Annotated in this window: 26 protein-coding genes; 10 read left to right on the forward strand and 16 right to left on the reverse strand. The window is 54.3% G+C overall.

Features of this window, described 5'->3' with window-relative positions:
* Positions 1-24 precede the first annotated feature (24 nt).
* Positions 25-783 (reverse strand): sigma factor-like helix-turn-helix DNA-binding protein, encoded by a 759-nt coding sequence (locus H6G13_RS16095; RefSeq protein ID WP_190484539.1) that lies wholly within the window; start codon positions 781-783, stop codon positions 25-27.
* A gap of 390 nt (positions 784-1173) precedes the next feature.
* On the opposite strand from H6G13_RS16095, the gene H6G13_RS16100 reads away from it, so the two are divergent.
* Positions 1174-1788, forward strand: coding sequence for a VOC family protein (locus H6G13_RS16100; RefSeq protein WP_347277493.1), 615 nt, complete (start codon positions 1174-1176; stop codon positions 1786-1788).
* Between the two features lie 175 nt (positions 1789-1963).
* Here the strand turns inward: H6G13_RS16100 and H6G13_RS16105 are convergent, their stop codons facing one another.
* Complete coding sequence (locus H6G13_RS16105; RefSeq protein ID WP_190484541.1) at positions 1964-2365, reverse strand: Fur family transcriptional regulator; 402 nt, start codon at positions 2363-2365, stop codon at positions 1964-1966.
* 92 nt (positions 2366-2457) lie between these two features.
* On the opposite strand from H6G13_RS16105, the gene purS reads away from it, so the two are divergent.
* Both purS and purQ read left to right on the forward strand, forming a co-directional pair.
* Positions 2458-2724 carry a phosphoribosylformylglycinamidine synthase subunit PurS gene (gene purS / locus H6G13_RS16110; RefSeq protein ID WP_190484543.1) on the forward strand — a complete coding sequence of 89 codons (267 nt, stop codon included), beginning with the start codon at positions 2458-2460 and terminating at the stop codon, positions 2722-2724.
* Positions 2725-2836: 112 nt separating this feature from the next.
* On the forward strand, positions 2837-3532 hold the full coding sequence (gene purQ / locus H6G13_RS16115) for a phosphoribosylformylglycinamidine synthase subunit PurQ (protein WP_190484545.1): 696 nt from the start codon (positions 2837-2839) through the stop codon (positions 3530-3532).
* A gap of 66 nt (positions 3533-3598) precedes the next feature.
* Here purQ and H6G13_RS16120 read toward each other — a convergent pair whose 3' ends face one another.
* Positions 3599-4375, reverse strand: a complete 777-nt coding sequence (locus H6G13_RS16120; RefSeq protein ID WP_190484547.1) for a nuclear transport factor 2 family protein — start codon at positions 4373-4375, stop codon at positions 3599-3601.
* Between the two features lie 97 nt (positions 4376-4472).
* A complete protein-coding gene (locus tag H6G13_RS16125; protein WP_190484549.1) occupies positions 4473-4967 on the reverse strand; it encodes a 2TM domain-containing protein in 495 nt (164 codons plus the stop codon).
* A gap of 209 nt (positions 4968-5176) precedes the next feature.
* On the opposite strand from H6G13_RS16125, the gene H6G13_RS16130 reads away from it, so the two are divergent.
* Entirely contained in the window at positions 5177-5584 is a 408-nt protein-coding gene (locus H6G13_RS16130) for a CU044_2847 family protein (RefSeq protein WP_190484552.1), read from the forward strand.
* A gap of 187 nt (positions 5585-5771) precedes the next feature.
* Here the strand turns inward: H6G13_RS16130 and H6G13_RS16135 are convergent, their stop codons facing one another.
* From H6G13_RS16135 to smc, 4 genes are all read right to left on the reverse strand, one after another.
* Positions 5772-7850: a protein kinase gene (locus H6G13_RS16135; RefSeq protein WP_190484554.1), complete on the reverse strand. Its 2079-nt coding sequence runs from the start codon at positions 7848-7850 to the stop codon at positions 5772-5774.
* 175 nt (positions 7851-8025) lie between these two features.
* A complete protein-coding gene (locus H6G13_RS16140) occupies positions 8026-8916 on the reverse strand; it encodes a PhnD/SsuA/transferrin family substrate-binding protein (RefSeq protein ID WP_190484557.1) in 891 nt (296 codons plus the stop codon).
* 57 nt (positions 8917-8973) lie between these two features.
* Complete coding sequence (locus H6G13_RS16145; RefSeq protein ID WP_190484907.1) at positions 8974-9921, reverse strand: PRC-barrel domain-containing protein; 948 nt, start codon at positions 9919-9921, stop codon at positions 8974-8976.
* 208 nt (positions 9922-10129) lie between these two features.
* Positions 10130-13795: a chromosome segregation protein SMC gene (gene smc, locus H6G13_RS16150; protein ID WP_190484558.1), complete on the reverse strand. Its 3666-nt coding sequence runs from the start codon at positions 13793-13795 to the stop codon at positions 10130-10132.
* Between the two features lie 349 nt (positions 13796-14144).
* Between smc and ruvX the strand changes: the two genes are divergently transcribed.
* A complete protein-coding gene (ruvX, locus tag H6G13_RS16155) occupies positions 14145-14582 on the forward strand; it encodes a Holliday junction resolvase RuvX (protein ID WP_347277494.1) in 438 nt (145 codons plus the stop codon).
* A 7-nt stretch (positions 14583-14589) separates the two neighbouring features.
* Here ruvX and H6G13_RS16160 read toward each other — a convergent pair whose 3' ends face one another.
* Entirely contained in the window at positions 14590-14853 is a 264-nt protein-coding gene (locus tag H6G13_RS16160; protein ID WP_190484560.1) for a DUF3146 family protein, read from the reverse strand.
* Between the two features lie 435 nt (positions 14854-15288).
* Here H6G13_RS16160 and H6G13_RS16165 point away from each other — a divergent pair, with 435 nt between their 5' ends.
* From H6G13_RS16165 to H6G13_RS16180, 4 genes are all read left to right on the forward strand, one after another.
* Positions 15289-16206, forward strand: coding sequence for an NAD(+) kinase (locus tag H6G13_RS16165; protein ID WP_190484562.1), 918 nt, complete (start codon positions 15289-15291; stop codon positions 16204-16206).
* Between the two features lie 72 nt (positions 16207-16278).
* Entirely contained in the window at positions 16279-16965 is a 687-nt protein-coding gene (gene nblR, locus H6G13_RS16170) for a response regulator transcription factor NblR (protein WP_190484564.1), read from the forward strand.
* 100 nt (positions 16966-17065) lie between these two features.
* A complete protein-coding gene (locus tag H6G13_RS16175) occupies positions 17066-17731 on the forward strand; it encodes a DUF192 domain-containing protein (protein ID WP_242028362.1) in 666 nt (221 codons plus the stop codon).
* Positions 17732-18114: 383 nt separating this feature from the next.
* Positions 18115-18306 carry a DUF2949 domain-containing protein gene (locus H6G13_RS16180; RefSeq protein ID WP_190484565.1) on the forward strand — a complete coding sequence of 64 codons (192 nt, stop codon included), beginning with the start codon at positions 18115-18117 and terminating at the stop codon, positions 18304-18306.
* Positions 18307-18390: 84 nt separating this feature from the next.
* On the opposite strand, the gene H6G13_RS16185 is transcribed toward H6G13_RS16180, so the two are convergent.
* From H6G13_RS16185 to H6G13_RS16195, 3 genes are all read right to left on the reverse strand, one after another.
* A complete protein-coding gene (locus tag H6G13_RS16185; protein ID WP_190484567.1) occupies positions 18391-19545 on the reverse strand; it encodes an alanine--glyoxylate aminotransferase family protein in 1155 nt (384 codons plus the stop codon).
* 165 nt (positions 19546-19710) lie between these two features.
* A complete protein-coding gene (locus H6G13_RS16190; protein ID WP_190484569.1) occupies positions 19711-20679 on the reverse strand; it encodes a HEAT repeat domain-containing protein in 969 nt (322 codons plus the stop codon).
* A 159-nt stretch (positions 20680-20838) separates the two neighbouring features.
* A complete protein-coding gene (locus tag H6G13_RS16195; RefSeq protein ID WP_190484571.1) occupies positions 20839-21033 on the reverse strand; it encodes a hypothetical protein in 195 nt (64 codons plus the stop codon).
* A 262-nt stretch (positions 21034-21295) separates the two neighbouring features.
* Here H6G13_RS16195 and H6G13_RS16200 point away from each other — a divergent pair, with 262 nt between their 5' ends.
* Positions 21296-21793, forward strand: a complete 498-nt coding sequence (locus H6G13_RS16200; protein WP_190484573.1) for an ureidoglycolate lyase — start codon at positions 21296-21298, stop codon at positions 21791-21793.
* Here the strand turns inward: H6G13_RS16200 and H6G13_RS29500 are convergent.
* The 4 genes from H6G13_RS29500 to H6G13_RS16220 all read right to left on the reverse strand — a co-directional run bounded on the left by H6G13_RS29500 (position 21783) and on the right by H6G13_RS16220 (position 24883).
* The gene (locus H6G13_RS29500; RefSeq protein ID WP_190484575.1) at positions 21783-23450 is read right to left on the reverse strand and encodes an alpha-L-arabinofuranosidase C-terminal domain-containing protein; all 1668 of its coding nucleotides are present in this window, start codon (positions 23448-23450) and stop codon (positions 21783-21785) included. The two genes, H6G13_RS16200 and H6G13_RS29500, sit on opposite strands and share 11 nt — an antisense overlap.
* Before the next feature lie 63 nt (positions 23451-23513).
* A complete protein-coding gene (locus tag H6G13_RS16210) occupies positions 23514-24167 on the reverse strand; it encodes a DUF2834 domain-containing protein (RefSeq protein WP_190484577.1) in 654 nt (217 codons plus the stop codon).
* An 85-nt stretch (positions 24168-24252) separates the two neighbouring features.
* Positions 24253-24612, reverse strand: a complete 360-nt coding sequence (locus H6G13_RS16215; RefSeq protein WP_190484913.1) for a HepT-like ribonuclease domain-containing protein — start codon at positions 24610-24612, stop codon at positions 24253-24255.
* On the reverse strand, positions 24590-24883 hold the full coding sequence (locus tag H6G13_RS16220) for a nucleotidyltransferase family protein (protein WP_190484579.1): 294 nt from the start codon (positions 24881-24883) through the stop codon (positions 24590-24592). Before H6G13_RS16220 ends, H6G13_RS16215 begins: the two co-directional genes overlap by 23 nt.
* Positions 24884-24895 lie beyond the last annotated feature (12 nt).

The following is a 24895-nucleotide window of genomic DNA, read 5'->3' on the forward strand; positions in this document are numbered from 1 at the left end:
CACGCTCCCTAAGGAAGACTCAAATTAGCTCAGTTCCCGATCTGAAGTCGCTGTCATCAGGTCGGGAACGGCCAACAAACTGTCAAGACTATCGTCTGAAAGATCTGCCATCGGCTGTAATTCTGCCCATTCACCCAGGTAGATCGCTCGAATATCCTGGGGCAAAACCGCTTCCAGGTTGCGGTAGGCAACTTGAAGCCGCTCCCGCACCTCTGCTGGCGAAATTTGCTCACCCTCAGCCTGTAGATAAGCTGCAATGCGCGTCTCGCTCCAGCGAAAGGTTCGCGACATAAGAACTATTAACCGCTCAACTGGGGGAAGCTGGTCTAGAGCCTGCTCAACATAGCACCAGAAGGGCGGCGAAGCTTCTTGAATGGAATAGTGGATGGACTCAACATCAGGTATGGCCGCCTGATTTATACAGAGGGCAGTGACATTGATAATCCAACTCTGCAGTGAGGCAGGCCGCTGGCCTTCGGTCGCCTGCTTAGCGTGATTCTCTGGGTCTTGAGGTTCAGGAGCGACATCTAGCCAGTCTAGGCCCCCTAACTCATGCAGAATGTGCCGCCAAGTCAGTGCAAACAGATAGTCTGCCTGTACAGGCGAGCGAGCCGAATGGCGAATCAGGCTGTAGACAATGGGGCTGTAACGGCAAAAAATCGCCGTGAAGTAACGACCTGAGCCAGGATGGCGCTTGAACAGGCTGACCAGTTCCTGATCATTTAGATGAAACAGGGACTGAACAATTTCGTGATCACATTCTGGGAAGTTAGGAATTTGCACAGTACCGCACGGGGGATTGTGCCCCAACAGGGACGGTTAAATTAGTTCTTACTATACCCACAGTGTCTATGCTTAGACACTCTTTTTTACAAAAAACTGCTCAACGGGCCGGACAAGTACCCAAATTCTGATCAGACACCCCTTGCGCTCACTTAAAGCTGAGCTGTTTTCCTTTGCCCTAGCCTTTGTCCCTCTAGGATCCCGTTAGTATCTTGTCAGTATACAGATCTGAGCTTTACATGCACTAAAAGAGTCTTTATCAGCCGCTCAAATGGAAGTTGGTACACTAGATTTAAAGTATTGCTTTACCTCCAGCAGGAGATTCTTTTACAAGCGGGTTCTTCCAGACTCGTTTAGGTACTCGGTCTATTGAAGTAGGTGTTGCTGTCTATGCTGACTGTCCCTATGATGGCTGTTCATACAATGACTGGTTTCTCGCTGCCTGTCATGGGTGCCTTTTGGCCAGGGCTTCCCCTCGACAGCCTGCTGTCTACCCAGGGCATCATGGTGCTGCTGCTGGTAGCCTATGCAGGGGCAATGTGGATGTTTCTAACCAGTGCCCCTAAAGTACACACGGTTATGGTTTCAGACCTAGAGTCAGCCCGCCAGTTCTATGAGGGCATTTTGGGTATGCCAGCAGCCGATGTGCCTCTGCATTATTACTACAGCTACGAGCAATCCCTGGGCACTGCAGGCATCGACCCGCTTTACATGTCCAACTACATGTCTGGCGGCGGCGGTTTGGCCACCCGGCAGACGACCATGCCGGATGGGATGTGGTACCAGATCAAAAAGAACACGCAGCTCCATGTCATCTCTGGAGCTAGTTTGGGCCACCACGACCGGCAGCGGCATGTGTGCTTTGACCACGACTGCCTGGAGCAAATTTTGATGCGAGTGCAGATGCGTGGCGTCAAGCATAAGATTCGCCGCGACAAGCCTTTGAACTTTCTGGTCAAGGATTATGACGGTCAGGTAATTGAGATGGCTGAGGTGTCTAGTTAGGGTTAGGCAAGAGGTAAAGGGTAGAGGGGAAGAGCCCTCACCTAACTGGCTGTAGGATGCGTTTTGCGATCGCTTGCAGCAGGCTGAATCAACAGTCAAATCAGATAAATCAAAGGGCAAGCTCAGTTAGCTGGGCTTGCCCTTTGATTTGGAGACTTCCTTCAATCAGAAATCATTAAGAGGGGCTGGTGGAGGGCTGGCTTTGGCACTGGGGACAAAGGCCAAAAAACTCTAGGGTGTGATAGAAAATTCTAAACCGGTGAGCGCTGTGTAGCTGGGTTTCCAGTTCGTGCACAGGGCACTCATCAATGGCAATTGACTCGCCACACTGGAGACAGGTCAAATGATGTCGATCTTCTTGAGGCAAGCTGTAGAGAGACTCCCCAGAAGATAGGGTGCGCACCTGGACAGCCCCCTCCAGCTTCAAGCCCTCTAGGGCCCGGTATACTGTAGCTAGCCCCATCGTGTGCTGTTGCTGCCTCAGCTCGACATAGAGATCTTGGGCTGAAATCGGATGATTAAGGCCTTTTAAGATCTGGAGAATCTGTTCCTGGCTACGCGTTCTTCGAACCTTCATAAATCTCAGGCGAGTACCTTCCTATTTTATCAACCTGGCCATACGGTAGGATGAAAGGGTTCGCATCCTTCCGACTGCGTAATTTACGAGCTATGCAGACTTACCAGGCCCAGATCTATGTAACCCTTCGCCCGTCGGTACTTGATCCGGCAGGCACGGCTGTACGGTCGGGCTTAACCCATATGGGCTACAACAACGTTGAACAGGTCCGCATTGGCAAGTACGTAGAGGTCACCCTGACGGCTGAGGATGAAGCCTCTGCTCGGCAACAGTTAGACCGTATCTGTGACCAATTGTTGGCTAACCCAGTGATTGAGAATTACCGATTTGATTTGAAGGCGGCTGTGCCTGCCGCTTAGTGAGTAGGCTTTTATGATAGATAGAAGGGCTTTTTAGCTTTGACGCTAAGAAGCATCCGAAGACTTGTAATGTACCGTTCTCTGTGGGCAGTTGCCCATTTTCGCGTCAGCCATGAAATTCGGCGTTATTGTTTTTCCCGGTTCAAACTGCGATCGCGATGTGGTCTACGTCACGCGGGACGTGCTGCAACAGCCCACTCGCATGATCTGGCACGAGGACAGCGACCTGTCTGACATTGACGTGGTGGTGGTGCCGGGTGGCTTTAGCTATGGTGACTATCTACGCTGCGGGGCAATTGCTCGGTTTTCTCCGGCCATGCAGGCAACGGTCGAGCATGCTAAACAGGGCAAGCAGGTTCTAGGGATTTGCAACGGCTTTCAGATTTTGACTGAGATGGGGCTGCTGCCAGGGGCGCTGGTGCGCAACCGCGATCTCAACTTTATTTGCGATCGCGTTCCCCTACGAGTCGAGCGCACCGACTTGCCTTGGACTAGCCAGTACCAGCTCGGCCAAGTCATTACCCTACCCATTGCCCACGGCGAGGGTTGCTACTATGCCGACGAGGCCACTTTGGCCGAACTAGAGGCCAACCGCCAAATCGTGCTGCGTTACAGTGATGCCGATGGCGAGGTGTCTGAAGCCAGCAACCTCAACGGATCGCTGCAGAACATTGCAGGGATTTGTAACCAGCAAGGTAACGTCATTGGCATGATGCCCCACCCAGAGCGAGCAGCAGACGCGCTCCTCGGCGGGACAGACGGCCTAGGCATCTTTGAGAGTGTTTTAAGGGTCGCGGTAGCTGCGTAATTCTACAGTTTCGCTAAGAGAGCATCAAGAGGGTATCTCAGAATGCCCTCCAGACTCTTGTAAGCCTTACTGGGCTCCATCAATACGCAGTCTTCGGGTTTCGACGGTAATGCCGTCTTCCCGCACGATAATCGCTGAGATCCAGCGATTGTCGGGTTGCTCAGGGGCTTGGCCCACCTTAAACAGCCCACCAGCACTCAGTGACTCCAATAGCAGCGGTCGAGGCGCAAGAAAATCTTCAGCAGTGACGCCCTCATCTAGAGCAACGCCTAAGAGAGAGCGGTTTCTCAAAGGTTCTTGCACGATGGCGTCAAAGCTATACTTTGCCCCCGGAGCAATCTGGTTTGGCAGGTTAACCGTGAGGGAGGGGGGATTTGCCCCCGTTGTGAGCTGACTTTGCTCCGCCAGAACTTCTTGATAAACAATCTGGCCATTCTCGAAGCGCTGACGCGATCGCACCTCCGCAGTCAGCTCTAGCTGGCGATTGGGCTGGGCTTGAGTGCCCTGGATGCGAGTAATGGTTTCAGCCGTAAACCCACCGTCGCTAGGCTCCCAGGCAACTAGCTCAATGTCGTAGTCGAGCGTGGCGTATTGCTGCCAGAACTGCTGCAGCGTCTGCTCAAACTGATCCCGGCTAAAGCCATCAGCGGTGGTAAAGCTGGGTCCGTAGGTAGCCATCACCGCTGCCATGTCACGAGCATCAGAGGCAGCTTCAATTTGGCTGAGAACCTGCACCAGTTCGCCAGGAGCCGTTTCTGGGGGAGCCGCAACCGCTGGAGACAGTCCTCCAGCCAGGGCAAGCCCGAGCGTAAGCAGGGGTAAGGATAGGGGCAAGGGGCGCATGACAGAGAGTCCTCCTCAGGTACAGACATTATGGCCTGTATCGGCGGGCTCTAGCCACCTTACCTGCTTAGCACCAAAAGGCAGCAGTAACAGCCGCCTAGAGACCAGAAAGCCAGCTAAAGAAACGATTAACGGCCCGCTTTACCTGCTTTTTCCGCCGCCAGCGCTCAAACTCCTGGGCATAGGTGTAGTCATTGTGCTGGTAAATGCGCCAAGCATCCCAAACCAGCTTCAGCGCCCAAGGACCAAAAATGAGATAGATAGGCCAGATCAGCCAACCCCCCACCAAAAAATTGAGGCCGAGGGAAAACCCGCCAAAGATGACAAACTGAGACAGGCCATGCTGAAACCGCTGCCGCCGCTGCTGGTCAAACAGCTTTTGGTCGGCTAGCTCAAACTTACGAACTTTCCACTCCTGCTCAGCTGCCAGCAGGGTTTCAGAAGCAATGCCCAGTTCTGCCGCAATCTCTAGCAGTTGGGTGCGAGAAAGCTCACCCGATTCAGTTTCATGCGCGATCGCAATTTGCAAAATCTGCTGGGCCTCTTCTGCCGGATAAAGCAGCGCATCATCGCCTACATACCGTTCTGTCATGAGCCCTGTCATCCTTTGTGCCTTCCCCATCAGATCTCCAATTCTGTTATAGACAAAAATCTGAAGGGTTTACCAATGTAGAAGGTGCGGAAACCCCACTGGCAGTAGGGGGGAACCTGGCTAGTGACGAGTCTTCTCAGCATTTGGGCACCCTACAAGAAAATCAACGCATCTTAATCAACGCATCTTAACCATCGGAGTGCGCAGCTATGACCCAACTCGTTCCCATTCGCCTGGAAGACGGCACCGAAATCTATATTGAAGCCACAGAAGACGTGGTAGCCCCGACAGCAGACATTTACAACAACGGAAATGGCTCTGAGCCTCTAGAACCCACCCGCACTGCCAAGGGAATTCCCTTCCCCGGCAATACCGCTCAGGTGCAGATGGCGCAAAGTTTCAAAGCCATCGAAGGCACAATTCGGGCTTACACCAACCACACCATGAATGCCTTCAAAGATATGGCCTGCGCCAACGTGGAAAAAGTAACCCTAGAGTTTGGCCTGAAAGTCGGCGGCGAAGCAGGCGTACCCTACGTCACTAAAGGCACAGCAGAGAGCAATCTGAAGATCACGGTGGAGTGTTCTTTTCCGCCTAGTTTAGACGCGGAGAAATAGAGACGTAGGGGCGGAGGGACGCGGGGACACGGGGACGTGGAGAGGTCGAAGAGATGGGGGAGATGGGGGAGAAGAAGGCAAATTTGCCCCACTCCCACGGCTAAAGCCGATGGGATTTGGGGCTGAGGTAAAGTCTCCCGCACCCCCTCACCTCTATTTCTTCGCGTCTCCCCTCCCTGCGTCTCCTCTACTTCAGCTTCTGCTGAAACTCAGCCGCTTTACGCGCATCAGGGATCTCAGCGGCCAGCCGAAAAACCAGATTCTGCGCATCCAGATTGGGATAGTCGGCCAAGGTTTCTTCAATGACATACTCGGCCATCGGGCCAATGCAGCGGGTCAGCTCCTGGCGGCAGCGCTGCAAAAACTCAGGCGCGATACTTGGGCGGTCTTGAGAAATGGGGGCGCGGGGGTGAGTACCGCTAGAGATAGGATTGCTACTGGGGGTTTCGCCGGTCGGCTCTGGTAGGGTAATGCGGCTGACAAAGTCTGTCATTTGCTGACCGTCGGAAATTTGGGCGGCTAGCAGATCGACCAGTTCCTCTGGAGTGGCCTCGGGGTGTTGATCCAAAGCATCTTCAATCACCAAGCTGGCCATGGGGCCAATGCAGCGGGTCAGCGCTTGCCGGCATTGCTCGATAAAGGCCGGATCGCTCAACCGGGTTGGCAAACGGGTCAAGGAATGGTCTGGGGCAGAGTCGATTCCTGCAGGAATAGCCGCAAAGCCCTGTCCCACCGGGACTGGTATTGTCCTTGCCTGGGGTAATGGAGAGGTATAAGCAGAGAGATCAGACAGTGCCTGCATAACCTCCCAGGCGCTCTGATAGCGCTCTCTGGGCTTCTGCCGCGTAAGCCGGTTGAGCACGTTAGTTAGGGGTCGGCTCAGCGTTACGTGAGCTTGCCACCGCCACTCCAACGAGTCACGGTCCATCAGCTCACGGGGATACTTGCCGGTCAGCAGCACCAGGGCGGTCACGCCCAGGGCATACAGATCGCTGCAGGGGTAGCACTGGCCCAGATGCATTTGCTCCGGCGGAGAGTAACCAAACTTGCCGACCATCGTGGCAGGCTTGGCCTCGTCTTTGTCCTCTTCGTCGCTTTCATCCTCATCGCCCCCCACCAGCAGATTAGAGACTGTATTATTGACCAAGCCAAAATCGATTAGAACCGGCAGTTGGCGATCGCGCGAATAAATGATGTTGTCGGGCGAAATATCCCGGTGTACGATCTTTAGCTGATGCAGATGGTCGAGCACCTGAAGCATCTGCACTAGCCATTGAGTCACCTCAGTTTCGGAAAACCGCTGCCCCTGCTGCTTGCGCTGCCTCAGCAGTTGGGAGTAGGTAACGCCATCAATGTACTCCTGCACAATGAACAGCCGCTGTCCCTGGGTGAAGCAGGCTAAAAACTTAGGCACCTGGGGATGGTTAAGCTGATAGAGTGTCTTCGCTTCTCGCTTGAATAGGTCCAGGGCCTTTTGTAGCGACCGAGCTGACTTGCTAGCCGGGAAAAACTCTTTTAGAACGCAGGGTTCACCAAACCGCTGGGTGTCTTCTACTAAATAAGATCGACCAAACCCGCCCTGCCCCAATACTCGCTGTACCGTGTATCGGCCACCCACGCGAATGCCGGAGTTCAATCGGTCGCGCGAAGCCGTCGGAACTAGGGCTGGAGCCGGAGTTTGCTCAGGCTGAGCGCCGGTTTGTACTAGGTGATAGGCCGGAACCGCCTCCTGGATGTTTTTGAGCTGCAGCGGTCCGGCAAAAGTGGCATTCAAAGCGAGGCGTGATTTCACAACATCGTAGACGACCTGGGAAATGCAGATGCCCCCAGGCTGAGCTTCGGTTTGCAAACGAGCAGCAATATTGACCCCGTTACCCATAACATCTGACTGGCTGAAAAACACGTCCCCTAGGTGCACCCCAATGCGGTGCAGCAACACCTTGTTGGGTTCCATGTCGCCATTGATGCGGGTCAGTTCCTTCTGAATTTCCAGCGCGCAAGTTACGGCCTGCACCGCACTGACAAAGTACAGCAGCAGCCCATCCCCTGTAGACTTGAGCACCTGCCCCTCAAACTGCTGGCAGAGCTGCTGCATAAGCTGCTGGTCCCGCTGAATCAGGGTTAGGGTGAGTTCTTCATCCTGGGACATGCGGGCGCTAAAGCCGACAGCATCCGTCAGCACAATTGCGGCCAGGGTGCGGTGTCCTCGGTTCACCTCGGGAACTCCGTGCGGTATGACAGGTTTAAAGGCAGGACTGGGAGGCATGGGCGAAGCACCCTAAGGTCACTGTAAAGCGCTTCATCTTGATTTCTGTAGTTTCCTGATCCCAGCCTATGGGCCAATTGAAAAAGTGCACCCAGCTCAAAGAGCTTATTTATTAGTGTAGAAGTTCCCTTGACAAAGGGCACTCTTTTGGGACGGCAGTCAGCTAAATGGCGGTCTAGCTGGCTTCTTCCGGCTCCAGGGTTAAAATTGCAGGCTGCTGACGGATATTTGCCTCTAGGGGCCTGACTTTTTCTACCAGCTGAATCAGCTGATCAAAATCGGGGATAGCAGCCGTGGAGACGTACCCAGCGTCGGCACTGATATTGGAGGGGGCTTCTTTCATGGCAGCTTCGATCAAGCGCTGCTGGTTGCGGTCTACCAACGGGCTCAGCAACACTGCACCCATCGGGATAGCCCGGCTCTGGTGCAGAATGCGGAAAGAGGTATCGGCAAATTCTCGTCGGTGCGCCTGAAAGTCATCCTCAGACATCGCTCCGGCTGCAACGCTGCCGTCCTGTAGCCAGGCCAGAATGGTTTTTGGGGTCGGGGCAAAGCGGACTTCTTTGAGGGTGAGCCCATAGAGGTCGTACAGCGGCAGATAGTACCCTGTTGCCGATCCGGGCTGCCCTAGGGCCAAAGTTTGGTTGGTCAGGTCAGTTCGAGACTGGGCCGGACTGTCTTCTCGCACCACCAGGACGGATTTTAGATTGGGCGTACCCTGCAGGGGAAAGATGGGAACATACTGCGCCTCGGCCAGTGCGATCGCAGCTAGCCCCGCCGGAGCAAACACCAGTGACCACGTGCCCGCCTGAATTTGCTCTACCGCTCTTAGCTCATTAAAAGCCGGATCTAGCTCTACCGTTGCCTTCAGCCGCTCTGCCAGATAGGCTTGAAACCGCTCGTACTTCTCAACCAAGCCCGAGTCAGCATCGTAGCTGACCAAGCCAACGGTGAGGCGGGTCGGTGGTGCGGCCGAAGGGCTCTCGCCACAGCCAGCCAGCGCCAACACCCAAGCGACCAGCAGTCCTAGCAAAGCGATCGCAAACAACCGACGCAGGCGTGCCATGTATTTTCTTAACCCCTACGGACAGACTCTCCTTTTATCGAGCCTAACCCGGGCGGCTTAGTAATCCAATTCTTCTTCGTATTCCGTGACTTTCTTTTTCTGGGGGATGTTTACAGGAGGAGCCTGGTAGGGTTCAGCCTGATCCTCTGACCAAACATCTTCAGTGACTTCTTTGTAGTCGGCTTCAAAGGCGTTGTAGTCGGTTTCACCAGAAGCGTCGTTCCAGTTGGACTCTTCTAGGGGAGCTTCCCGGTACATCTCCATCTGCCGCCGTACAGGCTCAGCTTCTAGAGAAATGGGTTCGGGCTCACCCCAGTCGTCGTCACTCCAGCGCTCTTCTACCACGGGGGCTCGACTACGAATCGGCTCGGCGGCAGGCTGGGTGCCCGAGGGCAGCTGATTGGCCGTTGAGACCGGCATGATGTATTCACTAGCGTCACCGCGATCCCACGGGGGGCTGCCTACCCCTAAGCGCTCTAACAGGCCGACGCTGAGCTGCACTAGCTTTTCTTCAGCGCCTTCAAATACAATCAGCCGATCTGGGCCGCTGCTGACAATCTCATCAATCGGCAGTTCATAGGTGCTGATCACCTGATCAGGAATCTGGGGCAGCCCCAGAGAGGCAATCACAATGGACTCCAGCTTGCCCGTGGTGACATCAAATTTGAAGCCGCGCACTCGACCCAGCATTTCACCGGTTTCGGTGACGACCTCACAGTTGACCAGAGTGCTGAAGGGAAGCACGTTGACGTCGTCATCTACAGCCGCCTCATCGTCTACCAGAATGACGTCGCCAATCTGGCGAATGCTGCTGAGCGGCATGATCTGCTGGTCGCCAGACATCACTCCAGACAGAATATTGTCCCGCAGCCCAAAGGCTACAACCTCACCTCGATCCACATCTACCCAGATCTGACTCACTACCCCCAGGCGCTTGCCCGCGTTACGGGTGATTACCTGGGTGCCCAGAAAATCGGAGCGAAGACGATACTTGTCGAGGGTCATGTCAGAGTCCATCTCGCGGGTCGAGAAAGTTTAGCTTATACACCTATTAGATGTCCATCTTAACCAGAATAGAGCAAATTAACAGACCCAGGTTGCCGAAGCCTAGCCGGGGAATCGCTCTGTTCTAGTTTTGGGTACGCGCCTTGAGACACCAACTGTCTAGCCGGAGTACTCCAGCAGACTCGCAGTTGCGGCCAGCGTCAGCAGTTTACACTGTAGCGGCGCTCTTGGACTGAAGATCAATGCCCAAAACCTGGGTATAGGCCCCCCGAGCCTGGGTGACGCCGATAGTGCGCTGCGACGACTCAATCATCGGACGGCGCAGACTGACCACAATGAACTGGGCCTGTTTCGCCTGGTGCTTGATCATGCGAGACAGCCGCTCGACGTTGGCTCCATCTAGGAACATATCGACCTCATCGAAGGCGTAGAACGGCGAGGGTCGGTAGCGCTGTAGCGCAAAGATAAAGCTTAGAGCCGTCAGGGATTTTTCGCCCCCTGACATAGAAGCCAATCGCCGCACAGGCTTGCCCTTCGGGTGGGCCACTAGGTTTAACCCGCCATTGAAAGGATCTTGGGAGTCATCGAGCTGGAGGTGTCCGTCGCCATCTGAAAGTTCGGCAAAGATGGCCTCGAAGTTTTTGTTGACCGCATTAAAGGCTTCCTGGAAAGCCTGCCGTCGCAGGGTGGTAAAGTTTTCGACCCGCAGCAGCAGTTCGGTGCGCTCTTCTTCTAGGGTGCCAAGCTTCTGGCTCAGGTCTTCTAAACGCTCCTGGGTGCGGTTGTATTCTTCTAGGGCCAGCATGTTCACTGGCTCCAGGGCTTCTAAACGGCGCTGGAGCGATCGCAACTCTTTCTCTAGCGTTTCTAGATCGAGCTCTACCGGAATTTCAGGTAGAGGGTCGGGCAGTTCTGCAGCTTGGGCCTCTAGCTGGGCCTGCAGAACTGTCTGCTGCTGCCGTCGCTCCTGCTGCACCTCTAGCAACTTTTGCCGCTGCCACTCCTGCTGTTGCTTGGCATTTTGCCGTTCGCGCAGCTGGTACTCGATGCGATCGCGATTGGCCTTTTCTGTCGCCAGGGTTTGGTCGAGCACAGCGATGGCCTGCCGGGACTGGTCTGCTGCCGCTGCCAGCTCAGTCTGCTGAGCCTCTAGCGCCTCTAGCTGGGTTTGCTGCTGCCGCTGCTGCTGCCGCAGGGTATCTAGCCGCTGCTGGTTCTGCTGAATGGCAGATTCTAGGCGCTCCCGCTGAGTCTGGCGCTCCTGGAGGTGCCGTTCTGCGACCTGTAGAGTCTGCTGTCGTTCGCTTAACTGCCCTTCTAAGCCCCGGATCTGGGCTTGGGCCTGCTGCCACTCACCGTGGCTCTGGGACTGCTCTAGCTCAGCTAGGGCCTGCCGCTTTGCTTGAATTGCGCTCTCCTGGGCTGGCAGAGTCGCGGCTAGGGCCTGCAGCCGTGCTTGAACGGCAGTCAGCTCTTGCTGGCAGCGATCGAGCTGAGACTGCGACTGGGATTGGCGCTCATGCAGCTGCTGGTGTTGGGTCTGGTTTTGTTTGACCTGCAGCTCCAGCTCTCGGTGGCGCTGACGGGCCTCCACCAAAGCCTGGGAGGTCTGGCGCAGAGTTGACGTGGCCTGCTCAATAGTTCTTTCGCAACGAGCCAAAATCATCTCGATTTCCTGCAGTCGGTTGCGCAGCGCTTTGGCTTCATCCGACTCGGCCGGTTCAACGGTGCCGAAATGCAGCCCACCCTGCCGGCGCAACAGACTCCCGCCGGTCATCGCCCCGCTAGTCTCCAGCATTTCCCCATCCAGTGTGACGATGCGAAACTGACCCAAGTGTCGACGAGCTTCCTCCAGCGTCTCAAACACCACCGTATTGCCAAAGACGTAAGTAAAGACTTCTTGGTAACGAGGTTCGCAGTCGATCAGGTTAACAGCGTAGTCAATAAAGCCATCGGGTCGCTGCCAGGCCGAGATGGGGGTGAACTTGGGCGCTCGAATGGCGTTCAGCGGTAAGAAAGTGGCCCGTCCGGCTCGGCGCTGCTTAAGCAGCTCAATGCCGCGAGCGGCAATGCTGTCGTTTTCGACCACTAGATAGCCCAAACGACCGCCAGCCGCAATCTCTAGCGCCATCTGATAGCGAGGCTCTACTTTGCCTAGCTGCGCTATTAGCCCACAAATGCCTTTTAGGCCGCTATCCAGCAGAACCTTGGTGGACTGGGTGCCCTGGCTTTCCTGCAGGGCCTGCACCTGGGCCTCTAGCTTATCGAGCTGGCGCTGGCTGTCTCGCTGCTCTCGCAAGAGCCGGGTCTGGGTCTCGCGCTGGACATTGAGTTCCTGCTCAAGCTCTGTCAACTGTTGGGCCAGAATTTGCACCGTTTTTTCAGCCGCAGCCAGTTCCCGAGTAGCGAGGGTTTGAGCCTGTTCTTCTTGGCTGTTGGCTTCTGCGGTTAGGGCTTGTAGGGTGTCTGTGTGGCTCTGAATCTGCTGCTCTAGTTGGGAAAACCGCTCCTGCAAACGAACCTGCTCGGCCCGCTGTGGCTCTAGCGAGGTCAGTAGGGCTTCGACCTGATGCCGCAGCTGGGTCTGCTCCTGCACCCAGGCTTCGGAGGCAGATGCGATCGCACTAGCCGCCTCTCGCCGCTCATTTAGCTCTCGCTGCACCGCATCTCGAGCCTGAGCCAGCTGGATCAGCTCCCCAGTTTCTAGGTCTGCGATTTCCTGAGCCAGCGCCTCCAGATCTCGCTGGTGATTCTGAATGGCGATCTGAGCCTGGCGCAGCCCCTCTGTTGTGCCATAGCTGGCCTGCTTGAGCTCCTGTTCCTGCCGCTGGAGCTGGCGCAACTCTGCCTCTTGAGTTGCCAACTTGGCCTGCAGGGCTAGGTGCTCATCTTCACCCAGAGCTTTGACCCGAGCATTCAGCGTTTCTAGCTCAGCCCCCAGGGTAGTCAGGGCCCCGCTAGACTCGGCAATAGTTTGAACTAGCTGAGCGGCTTCTCGCTCGCCCTCCTCAATTTGCTGCAGTAGCGCCTGTAGCTTGGTCTGCTGACTGCGCCATACCAATACCCGCTCCCACTGGCTTTTTTCCTGAAACTGGGCCTTTAGCTTTTGATAGCGTTCAGCCTTTTGTCGGTCTTGGGCCAAGCGCTCTAGCTGGCCCTGCAGCTCGCGCTCTACAATCCGAAAGCGCTCCTCGCGGTCTTTGACCACTTCTAGCTTTTCTCGGGCCTGATTGATCTTGCGGTCAAAGGAGGCAACTCCGGCCAGTTCATCAATAATTTCTCGCCGCTCCCGAGGGTTCATCGAGATGATGCTGGTCACATCTCCCTGCAGAACGACGTTATATCCTTCGGGGTAAATGCGGAAGCGCTGTAGCTGATCATGCAACTCGTTGAGGGTGCAGGCTTCGCCGTTAATAAAATAGTTGGAGGTATAGGTGCCCTGAGGAGTTACCCGCAGCCGCCGAGTCACGGTCCATTCTTGGGGAGTTGCGGCTAGGGGCACAACCTTGTCAGCCACGGCCACCGTTCCCTCTGCCCCGACCTGAGATCCTGCCACCGCAGCCGTAATGGAGTTGTCAAAAGCCTCGCCCTGCAGCAACTCTGGGGGCACATCGCTGATGTCGAAGGTAACCGTCACACTGGCCTCGGAGGTGGAGCGGCGGTTGGCCTGATTTTGGTTCACCAGGTCAGGCAGACGATCTGCCCGCATCCCCTTAGAACTGGCTAGGCCTAGGGCAAACAGGAGAGCGTCTAGAATGTTCGACTTACCGGAACCATTAGGCCCAGAAATCACCGTAAACCCAGGCATTAAAGGAACCTGAGTCGTGCCGCCGAACGATTTGAAGTGGGACAGTTCAACGCGCTTGATGTGCACTGGGCAGCATAACCTTGAGGCGCAAAAACAAATGTACTACAAACTTATCACCTAGATCCAGTTTTGGATAGGTAGAGGTTACACAGACCGCCTGTCAACATTCCCAGCCTTAACCTTGCTAAATCTAGACTTTCCTTTATCACAGACAATTTAGTCCCTGATCTTTTAACAGAGGTCGCTAGGCACTGTCTCTTGCGATCGCAAGCCGCCCAGCGTTGCCGCCTAAGTGTAGTGCAAATATCGGCACTTGAATCAAAAAATTCCTTCTATTGGCTGAACTGTCTGGTTTGTGTCAGTAAACCTAGTCAGGGAGGCAATAATGGAGGTAGGTGTCTCCTAAACCAAAACCGTGCCGTTAAGCCCTGTCAGAGTACTCTCGCAGCCCGCTATTTTGGGGTTTGATCCGGGGCGACAGAAATGTGGTCTGGCCATTATGGGGCTAGATCGAGTGTTGCGCCATCAAGAAGTGGTTCAGGCCGAATCCGCTCTCGACACTATTCAAACCCTACGCCAGCAATACCCCATTTCTATCATCGTGATGGGCAACCAGACCACGGCTAAGACCTGGAAGACAAAAATCGAGACCCTGCCCGACTCCCCTCGGGTCATGCTAGTAGACGAGCGCTACAGCACCCTTGAGGCCCGCGATCGTTACTGGCAGATGTATCCGCCCAAAGGGGTTGGACGCTTGCTGCCGCAGTCTTTACGCAAAATTCCCCGCCCCATCGACGACATTGTGGCGATCTTGCTAATTGAGCGTTATTTAAACCGGCTCACGGCTAATTAGACCGGCTTTACAGCTTGGCTCGAATGGTGAAGGAATAGTCGCCGCCGGGCTCTAGCTGGTAGTCAAACTGCTCTAAAAATCGGCTGAGAGGTTCTCGAATTAGGGCTCGCCCTAGGGAAGGCTCGACTTTAAGCTGACCCTGACGAAAGCGCCATTGAAATTGCCACTCATAGTCGTTGGCTCGCACTTCCCCCTCAATCCTGCCTTGGCTCCAGGACTGGTGGGTGATGCGGACGTATGCAGTGGTTCTGGGCAAGCGGTTAGCGGTCACGGAATCTCGGATATAAGTTGCAAAGGGTGTTTTACCAATTTTTAACGACTGAGCCCCAGCAGTTGATAACAATACCCCCTCTCTAGGTAAGATAACGGGACGGTCTTCGTCGGTCTACCCCTTTGGGGGTTCTTTGAGCGGTCCCTTTATTGCCCTTGTAAATAGTCCGTAATAAATAGTCCCCGTTAAAAGTTCCTAATTAAAAGTCCCTAGTTAAGGTGCCAACTAAAGTTTCCGGCAAAGAGCCCTTTGCCTCTAGCTGTTCAAGCAAGGCTCAAAAACGGTAGCCTAAGATCAAGACAAGGTCAGCGATGGTTAAAGATCGGCCCCCAGGTGCGATCGCATTCGCCAAACTCGGTCTTTGGGCTTGACAGCTTCAGTCTGGCCCTCTAATTCTGTAATTGTCCTGCAACTGTATAGAGTTGGAAACTGAGCGTGCCCAAGGTCGGCATTATTTACAACGACGTTAAGCCATTGGCGTGTCAGGTAGCGCACCACTGGCAGGAGAAGCTGACCAGCCTTGGCTATGATATCCACCTGACAACAGGGATGGGTGGGCTCCTCGGCTACTCCAGTCACGAGCGACCCATTTGCCACACCCCGATCGAAAGCCTGGCCCCCCCCCACTTCGATACCGACATGGACTTTGCGGTCGTACTGGGAGGGGACGGCACCGTTTTATCTGCCTTCCGGCAGCTGGCCCCGGTCGGTGTCCCCCTGCTAACGGTCAACACTGGCCATATGGGATTTCTGACAGAAGCCTATCTTAACCAGCTCCCTCAAGCCATGGAGCAAGTTCTGGCAGGCGACTACGAAATTGAGGAGCGGGCGATGCTCTCAGTTCAGCTCTTTCACCAGGAGGAGCTAATGTGGGAAGCTCTCTGCCTTAACGAGATGGTGCTGCACCGAGAACCACTGACCAGCATGTGTCACTTTGAGGTTGAGGTCGGCAAGCACGCTACCGTAGACATCGCTGCCGATGGCATTATCATCTCCACCCCTACTGGCTCCACCGCCTACTCTCTGTCGGCAGGTGGCCCTGTAATCACGCCAGGGGTACCGGTTATGCAGCTGATGCCGATTTGCCCTCACTCTCTCGCCTCACGGGGCCTGGTCTTTCCTGACACCGAGCGGGTCACCATTCGCTCAGCCAATCCTGACCCACTCGTGATGGTCGTCGATGGCAACGCTGGCTGCTATGTCCTGCCCAAAGACTGGATCTGCACCTGCCGTTCCCCTTATACAGCTCGCTTTATCCGCCTTCAGCCGCCCGAATTCTTTAAAGTGCTGCGGGAGAAATTGGGCTGGGGCCTGCCTCACATTGCCAAGCCCAGCTCTGTTGAGCTGCCTTAGCGTCACCAGGATCGGCATCGGTTAGGATATGAAGGCTTTGCAGAGACATTCTTTTACAGAGACGTTCCAAGAATGATCGCTGATTCTGGCCCTCAGGTTCTGTTGATTATCTCAAACGAGGATCTAGCTCGACAAATGAGCCTGGATCTCAAAGAGGCTGGCTATACGCCGACAGTCGCCCTGATCGCTGCCCAGGGTCTGGAAATTGTTCAAAAGATTCAGCCTGCCCTGATCGTGATTGACCGCATGCTGGGAGGAGATTCGGGTCTAGCCCTGTGTCAAACCCTGCGTAACCAGAGTCTGCGAACACCGATAGTGCTGTTAATGGCCCGCGATACGCTAGAAGATCGGGTCGCCTGCTTAGAAGCAGGGGCCGACGACTACTTCCTTAAGCCCTACCGCAGCGATGCCTTTCTCAAGCTGACCCAGCTTTATTCACAGCCTCGCCAAACAGGCGGAGAACAAATCCGCTTTGGTGACCTTGCCCTGGACTTAATCAACCGGACAGCCAGCCGCAATGGCCGCACTATTGACCTGACCATGAAAGAGTTTGAACTCTTGAAGTACCTGATGGAGCATCCCCGTGAGGTGCTGACGCGAGAGCAAATTCTGGAAAACGTCTGGGGCTACGACTTTATGGGCGAGTCTAACGTGATCGAGGTCTACATCCGCTATCTGCGCCTGAAAATTGACGGGGAAAATGAAAAGCGGCTGATTCAAACCGTTCGAGGCGTAGGTTATGTCTTGAGGGAAAGTTAGAAACTCTAAGGCATCTCTCTCCGTCTAAATATCCTGTTTGAGCGTTTCAAGCAGAGCCTCAAGAAGCCAATAATTTGGGATGACCTTCCAGATAGACAGCATGATGAACAGAAAATCCAGGACTTTTCTGCACCTAGCAGAGCTGCCTAGTGCCCTTGGCTATGGTATGGCTCGACTAGGACAATTGCCCAAGTCCATCAGTCAGGGAAAGCTGTCAGCGCTGGTGGGTCTAACAGTGGGGGTTTGTCTTTTGGGGGTTACTAGCTGTACGACCCCCCCTGCTCCCAATGCTGAAACCAGTTCTCCACCTGCCGAATCTCCTATGATGCCAACGTCTGACCCTGAAGTGCAGGCCAATCAGTCTCAGGGTCAACAGCTGCCGATCTCGGCCAAAGCTGAGCTGGGCGGTCAAGAAATCCTGCTAGAGGTAGCTGAGACACCAGAGCAGCAGGCTATGGGCCTGATGTATCGCCCGGCCCTAGCCGATGACCGGGGAATGCTCTTTCCGATGACGCGGCCTCGGCCTGTAAGTTTTTGGATGATGAACGTGCCGGTACCGTTGGACATGGTTTTTGTCTATCAGGGCAGAATCAGAGGAATTGCAGCGAGTGCTCCGCCCTGCACAGCCTCCCCATGCCCAACCTATGGTCCCGGCAATCAACTTGTAGACCATGTAATTGAGCTGCGCGGGGGCCGCGCTGCTGAACTAGGGCTGGCGGTAGGCGACCCAGTAGCCATTACTCGGTTAGCAGAGCCGGTGCCTTAAGGGCTAATTGAGCCTGCAATTGCTTGCTTAGAGCTATCTGAAGGTAAAAGAGCGAAAAGCAAGATGGCCTCAGAGAATTCTGCTTAAATTTCGTTAAATCTCTCAGTCAGCCTAGGCAATCATCGGTGTAATTTGATACAGTTATCTCCACTCTGCGAGATAACTGTATCATTCCAAACAAATTTTCTGGGTTTCTACTGGCTTTTTAAGGGTTTAAAGGATTGGGAAGTTGTAATTAGTTCCTGGTCTTTTGAGTTATGCCGTACCCCCACGGAAAAAAGTTTGCTTAACTCACAGAAAAATTGGTGCGTCTACTGAGGAATCCTTTTGTAGAATCGGGTGAATTGCAGGTAACCAGCTACCAGCAAAGGAGGTGAGCATCTATGGCAACAAAAACCCACACGAATTTGATTCGTTTTTTGCAGGAAGAACTGTCGATTTCGACTTCGTCGATTGAAGTGGCTCTGCGGCACAGTGAACAAGATCCCGGCCCACTACCCATGATTCTTTGGCAGTATGGCCTAATTACTCTTGAAGAACTCGAGCAAATCTATGACTGGATGGAAGCTGCTTAATCCACCGAACTCACAGCTAACTTGGAGAGAGGCGTAGTGGTGGCTGCGCCTCTCTTTTTGCTTTGCTGTTAGTGCCGCAATCGCTTAGCCTGCCTTAAAGACCTGGCTAGCAGCAGCAATGCCAGCACCGGAGGTGAACTGGTCGTAGCCCAACGCCACAAGGGAGGCTTCTAACGCTGCAACAGCGGTGAGAATGTCGCGATCACAAACAAAGCCCAGGTGCCCAATCCGGAAGATCTGGCCCTTGAGATGGTCCTGACCGCCCGCCAAAATCACGTCATACTGCTTTTTCATGACCGAGCGGATCTGCTCAGAGTCGACTTGCTGGGGCATGACAGCAGTGATGGCTGGGCTACCACATTCGTCGGCGGTATATAGCGGCAGGTTGAGCGCCCGCATGGCTGCTCGCGTGGCTCGCTTGTGGCGATCGTGGCGGGCAAAAATTGACTCCAGCCCCTCTGCCTTCATCATGCGCAGGGCTGTCTGGAGGGCAAAAAACAGGTTAATAGGTGGGGTAAACGGCGTGCTGTTTTTAGCCGCATTTTTCTTGTAGGGCATCAAGTCCAGGTAGAACTTGGGCAGCGTCGCCGTTTCGTAGGCCGCCCAAGCTTTGGCGCTAACCGAGACAAAGGCTAGACCGGGCGGGATCATGTAGCCTTTTTGAGAACCGGAGGCAACGACATCAAGACCCAACTCGTCTACTGGGACATTGCTGGCCCCGAGGCTGGTTACGGCATCGACGATGATCAGCGCCTGACCGTGGGCTTTGACGTGGCGGTTAATGGCCTCTAGGTCGTTGAGCACCCCGGTTGACGTTTCGCTGTGGGTGATGATGACGGCCTTGATCTGCTTCTCGGCGTCGGCTTCGAGCGCTGCCTTAAAGTCTTCTGGGTTAAGGGGTTTGCCCCATTCAGCGACAATTTCTTGGGTATCGAGGCCAAAGGCGCGAGCCACTTTGCCCCAGCGCTCACCGAACTTGCCGTTGTTGCCGACCAGCACGCGATCGCCCGCACTTAGGAAGTTGATGATGCCTGCTTCCATTGCACCTGTACCGCTGGCAGCAAGGATCAGCACATCGTTTTGGGTCTGGTGCAGCCACTTGAGGTTTTCGGTGACTTCTGCCATAATTTGGCCAAATTCGCCGCTGCGGTGACCCATGGGATGTTTGGTCATCGCCAAGAGTACCTGCTCCGGTACAGGTGTGGGCCCCGGAATCATCAGCATCATCTTGTTGTCCATGACGGCGCTACCAGTCTTGAAATTAGGTGCAAGATCCTAGATTACACAACAATTGTTAACAACGGCACCGAATTTTTTCGGTCATGCTGCTTGTGTCAGCAGGTCTTAAAAACCCAGTGAGAACACGCTGCAGAGACGCGATCAATCGACGTTTCTATAGTGTGTTCACAGGTCTAAGAGCAAATCGCCTCGTCGTTCTACGGTTTGACGGATTTTCTGCCACAGGCGCTCGTCTTCCTTATAAATGCTGAGGGCTTTTAGGGCATCCTTGGCGTCTCGCAGCGAACCGTCTGCAATCAAAGCGAGAAGAAATTCTAAAGCGGGGTCTTGGCGTAGGGTTGCGATCGCAAGCAGCCCCGTCCTCCTCAGGTCTGAATTAGTGGTTTGCTGCCACCACTCCCGCAAAATTGGAAAAGCCTCTGGCAAGCGCGACTCTCCCAGAGCTAGGGCGGCCACTTCTGCCCGTTCTCCCAAGTCATCCGGTGCTGACTTTTTACTAAGCTGCAGCAGTTCCTGCACCAGGGGCAACGACTCCATCGGAGCCAGTTCGAGTAGGGCTATCAGGCATTCTCCCAGCACGGGTGGCGTATCTCCGACTTTGACGCGCAGGCGTAGCAGAGCTACGCCCAGTTCGTGTTCGCTGTAGGCAATGGCCCGAGCAGCTCCAATTCTGGCTTCCGGTTCTGGGTCTGCTAGCAAGTCCGCTAGCTCAATCATGGCCGCAGGATAGTGCATTCTCACCAGTCCCAGGGCACAAGTACCTCGCAGCTTAGGAGCTGCATCGACCTGCCCGCCCCAGATTGGCTCCCACTGCACATGACGAATGCCCTTGAGAAATAGGGTTTCGTCACTGTGCTCAAGGCGGTAGAGGGCTTCTGCGATCGCTTGTTTGGCCCGACACCCCGGATCGCTGTCTTTGGGGTTGATCAGAAAGCGATCAAAGGCTGTGACCAGTTCTGGCAACAGTAGGTAGATTTCAAATTGGGCAATTAGATGTGCAGCTTGAGCAGCGACGACCCCATACCGACTGGTGATTGCCTGCCGCAGCGTAATGAGGCCCAGTTCAGAAGTTGGGTTGCTCCGAATCTGATTGAGAGCATCTATAAGCTCCTCCAGTTTGCGAGACTTTGCCATAGGTTTAGCCATGTTGCTGCCACCTGAGCCACTCGCCCCTTTTTGAATATAGGACATTTGTATCAACTGCCCTGCCAGATAGCAAGCCCTAAATTGACCCTTTTTTGACAAGTAGCAGGGCAGGAGGCAGGAGAGACCGTCTGCTTCTGCCTCCTGCCTTTAAAAGGAACGCCGCTCTAAGTAATGCGTTTGGTGCAGTTGGCGCAGCGATTGGATGTGCTGTTGCGATCGCAACGCTTCCCGATTTTGGCTGACGGGTTCATCCCAAAGCTCAGCAGGCAGGTGCTGACGGTTGCGGGAGCGGAACTCTGAAATTCTTTGGAAATAGTTGGATTGAGAAGTGGGGGTAGTCACAGGAGGCTCCTTGCAAGTTCTAAGTCCTTGCAGTTTTTTAGAACATTGGGGTTGCCAGTTGCTTGCCCAATACTACAAGTATACTACAAAAATGTTACTTATCGCCAGTTCATACTACAAATTCTTTCTATCAGTGCTTGTGAAGCGCCAAGCCTGTTTCCTTGAAGGAATCTCAGCTTGTAGTATAGACCTCTATATTTAAAAGCAACTCTGCCGCTAGGCCTCCAGCAGATAATGGAAGAGTTAGTCGCTTTTCCTAAATATGAGCCAGCCCGCTATAGTTCAATCTCTGCTTGCTCAGCACCTTACCCCTGAGCAATTTGCCCCATTTGGTCAGGTCATTTACCCTAGCCCAGACGGTCTACCGTTTGGCCCTGAAGATGCACAGCTGCAGCTGCAAAACGGCATTCCTCGGTTCTACATCATGCAGCTAGGGCATCACGGAATGCGCTTCCATAAGATCACTCGGCACCAGCAATGTACCCAGTGCTTAGGGGCTTTAGAAGGCAAGGAGTGGCTGATTGCCGTAGCTCCTCCCGGCTCTGCTTCGACCCCTGAACCTGAGGCCATTCGGGCCTTTCGCATTCCCGGCAGCTGCTTTATCAAACTAGAGGTTGGCACCTGGCATGCTGGGCCTCACTTTGAGGCAGAAACTGTCAGTTTCTACAACCTGGAGTTGAGCGATACCAACATTAGCGACCACGAAACCTGCGATTTAATCAAAACTTTTGGCTTAGCTTTTGAGCTGACTACGCTCTAGGAATTTCAAGAATGCTGACAGAGCGTTGGGGCAGCTTCACCTGAAGCTTCTGTCCTTGAGTGGGCAAGGATTTGGCGGTGATTTCTCCAGCGTGCAGGCGCTGACTGGCCGGGGCAGCAGGCTGCCGTTCGCTAAAGAGATGATGAGTCACCGCACTACCGATTGCTGGAAAGTCTGATAGATCAAGGGCAATTGACAAGTCCTGGTTAAAACTGCGGTTGATGGCGTGAACGTAAATCATGCGTTCATCCGCCGTTGCCACCAGATCGATGAGGGCAATGTCTGAGCCAGGGCTTCTGGCCCAGCCCATATCAAAGGGCTGACGGTAGCGAGGAACCTCTGACGACTCTACGCTCAGCAGGTTAGCGCCGTGATGATTGCTGTAGAACTGCGTGATCTGGCCTTGAGGCAAAAAGTAAGGCGGCGTTTGGGCGGTGGGGTCAACGCGAATGCTGGTAATGTCCCAACTGGCTCCCACCAGCATGGACTGACATGCGATCGCAACCTCATTGCCATGCCGCATCAGCCCATTTAAGAATCCCGCTGCCCCCAAGCCCGACGCTAGAGGCCAGTCGATGGTGGGCGGTGGCTCTAGGTCCTCAAAACCCCAACCGTTCCAGTTCCACTCGGTAACGGCAACCTGGTAACCCAGCGATTGAGCAAACCCAGTGTGATTAGCCACTGCCTGATTTACGCCTGACTCGGAGAAGTAGCCTGGCATTGCCACCCAAGCCTTCCACCAGTCAGCAGCTCTCAAGTCACCGCTAGCGACAGGCTCTCCCTCCCGCTTCACATCTCGAATGTGCCCCGGCGCATAGCTGTGAAAGGCAACATACTTCACCCGGCTGCGGATTATGGGATCGGCCAAGACAATCCTTTCCATGCCCTGCCCCAGAGTGCCGTCGATAATCAGCTCAACTCTCGGATCCACTGCGTCGATAGCCCGGATGTAAGCTTTCAGGCATTGCAAGTACCACTCGGCCAAATCGGTAGGGTCAGACAGCTCTGTTCCTTCCCGCACTCGCTTGCGAAAACCTCCTAGCCAGGTCTCGTTACCGATTTGAATGTATTCAACTTGATACGGTTCAGGGTGACCATTTGCTCGCCGCACCGCTGGCCAATCTGGCATTCCCGCAGGCAAAGTTGAACCGACCGGAGCATTGGCATAGGCTAAGAGTCCGGCGGCCCTGAGTGCGGCCTCTTCTAGGGGCAGCTTGCGAGAGACGGCATCTAAAAAGTTGACAACCAAGATCGTTTCGACTTCCAGCAGATCCCGCAGCTGAAAGTACTCATCTAGGCCGAACTGGTTGGTAATTTCCTCCCCGGTATAGCCAATTGTCACCGGGCGATCAGCGTCTCGACCTGGCACATTGCTGATCAAATCGCGCCAATCAATGTAGTCTACATCGGTCCCCCCTGGAAAACGGAGTAGGGGGATTTTCATTTGTCTCATCAGATCCACCGCTGCCGGTTGAATCTGATCAGTTCCCGGTTCTAGGGAAGTTTCAGGGCCAGGTTCTCCCCAGCTTGCCCGCTCTAGGAAGTGACCAAACAGGCGATTATCAATTCGAGTAACCGACTGATTACGAACCACGAAGTTGATCGATTCCTGAGCCTCGAACCGAACCCCACTTAGGGAAAGCAAGCCAGAAACCACTAGGGCTAGAAAAAAACACAGCCCCAAAAAAGGAAGTCGCTTTCGGGCAATGAATCGCGTCAACTACTGAGGCTCTGCCTGAGCCAGCGGGGGACGCCAGCAAAGATAGCACAATGGGCCTAGCAGCGGCACTAGCGCCACGGCCCAAAAGACAGCTGGGCTATGAATACCGCGTCGGGCCATGTCATCATCCAGCAAATCTGTCAGCGGGAAAAACAGGCACATGAGGCAGAAATCGAGGGAAATCAGATGGACAAAATGCCGAGTCTGGAACTGCTGCACGTAGTCGCCCCAGTCTCCAGCAATAACTGCATAGGCGATCAGTGCGATCGCAACTCCCAGCAGCGTAACTCCGGTTGATCGCTGATCAAGCTTACTGATCACCTTATCTTTCTGTCCGTCAAATGCCTGATTAGGCTGGCGCAACAGCAGATAAGGCGTCAGGCAAATGACGCCTGTAAAGTTAGATCCTAAAAAGGGCGGCCAAGCCCGTATCGGCTGCATCTTGCCATCGGCAAACATGAGGCAGGCATAGATCATCGGCCATACCCCCATCAGGCTAAAAATGGCCGGGAGATAGGCATTCAAGTCGCCCCACTGTAGGGTCAGCAGTTTACGCGCAACGAACCAGGTGTAGGCCCGATCAAGCGGAGCTAGCCAGATGGTGTAAACCACAAAGCTCAGCCAGATTAGCCCCAGCACAATTCGCCTAGCCATGAGCCGATGTCCTCAGAGTCTTACTCTTCAGCTTCTAGGCAACCTGCATGAACAACCTCTATCAGCAGGGCAATCGTGGGAGGGGTTACTGCAACTCACTGCTTAAGAGCTGTTCTAGCTGAGGTATCAGCGGGACTAAATCCTCCTGGACGGTTGCCCAAACTCTCGCTAAATCCACCCGGAAGTATTCATGGGCCATAACATTACGCATTCCAATCATGAAGCGCCACGGAATATCAGGATGGCGTCTCTGAATAGTCTCCGGAACGTTTACAGAGGCTTCGCCAATGACAATAAAGTCATACAAAACCGCCTTAATGATCGTTTCATCCTCCTCAAAGTCTTCAAGGGTCATCCCATAGATGCGCTGCTGAATACTTGAAATCGCATCCAGAACATCCTGAACTCTCAGGGGCGATTCTCTAGTCGAAGACACGAACAATATCCTTGGAAACAGGTTCTCTTAAATGCTCTCTTAAGGCTTCGCGGGTACCAAGATCAATATCTTTTTGAAGCAAGTCCTCAAGATAATGCTGAACCCGGAAAAGCTGAAAATAGCCGCCAGGCTCTAAAAATTCAACTAGAAAGTCTACGTCGCTGTCGGGGCGGGCCTCGTCGCGGGCAACAGAGCCAAAGAGATCAAGGGATTTTACGCCTAGAGCTTCTAGATTGTCACGGTGGGCTTCTAGTAAAGCCAGTACTTCATCGCGGGTCATGGTGCAATGGCC

Source organism: Pseudanabaena sp. FACHB-2040 (assembly GCF_014696715.1).
In the GTDB taxonomy this organism is placed as follows: domain Bacteria; phylum Cyanobacteriota; class Cyanobacteriia; order Phormidesmidales; family Phormidesmidaceae; genus JACVSF01.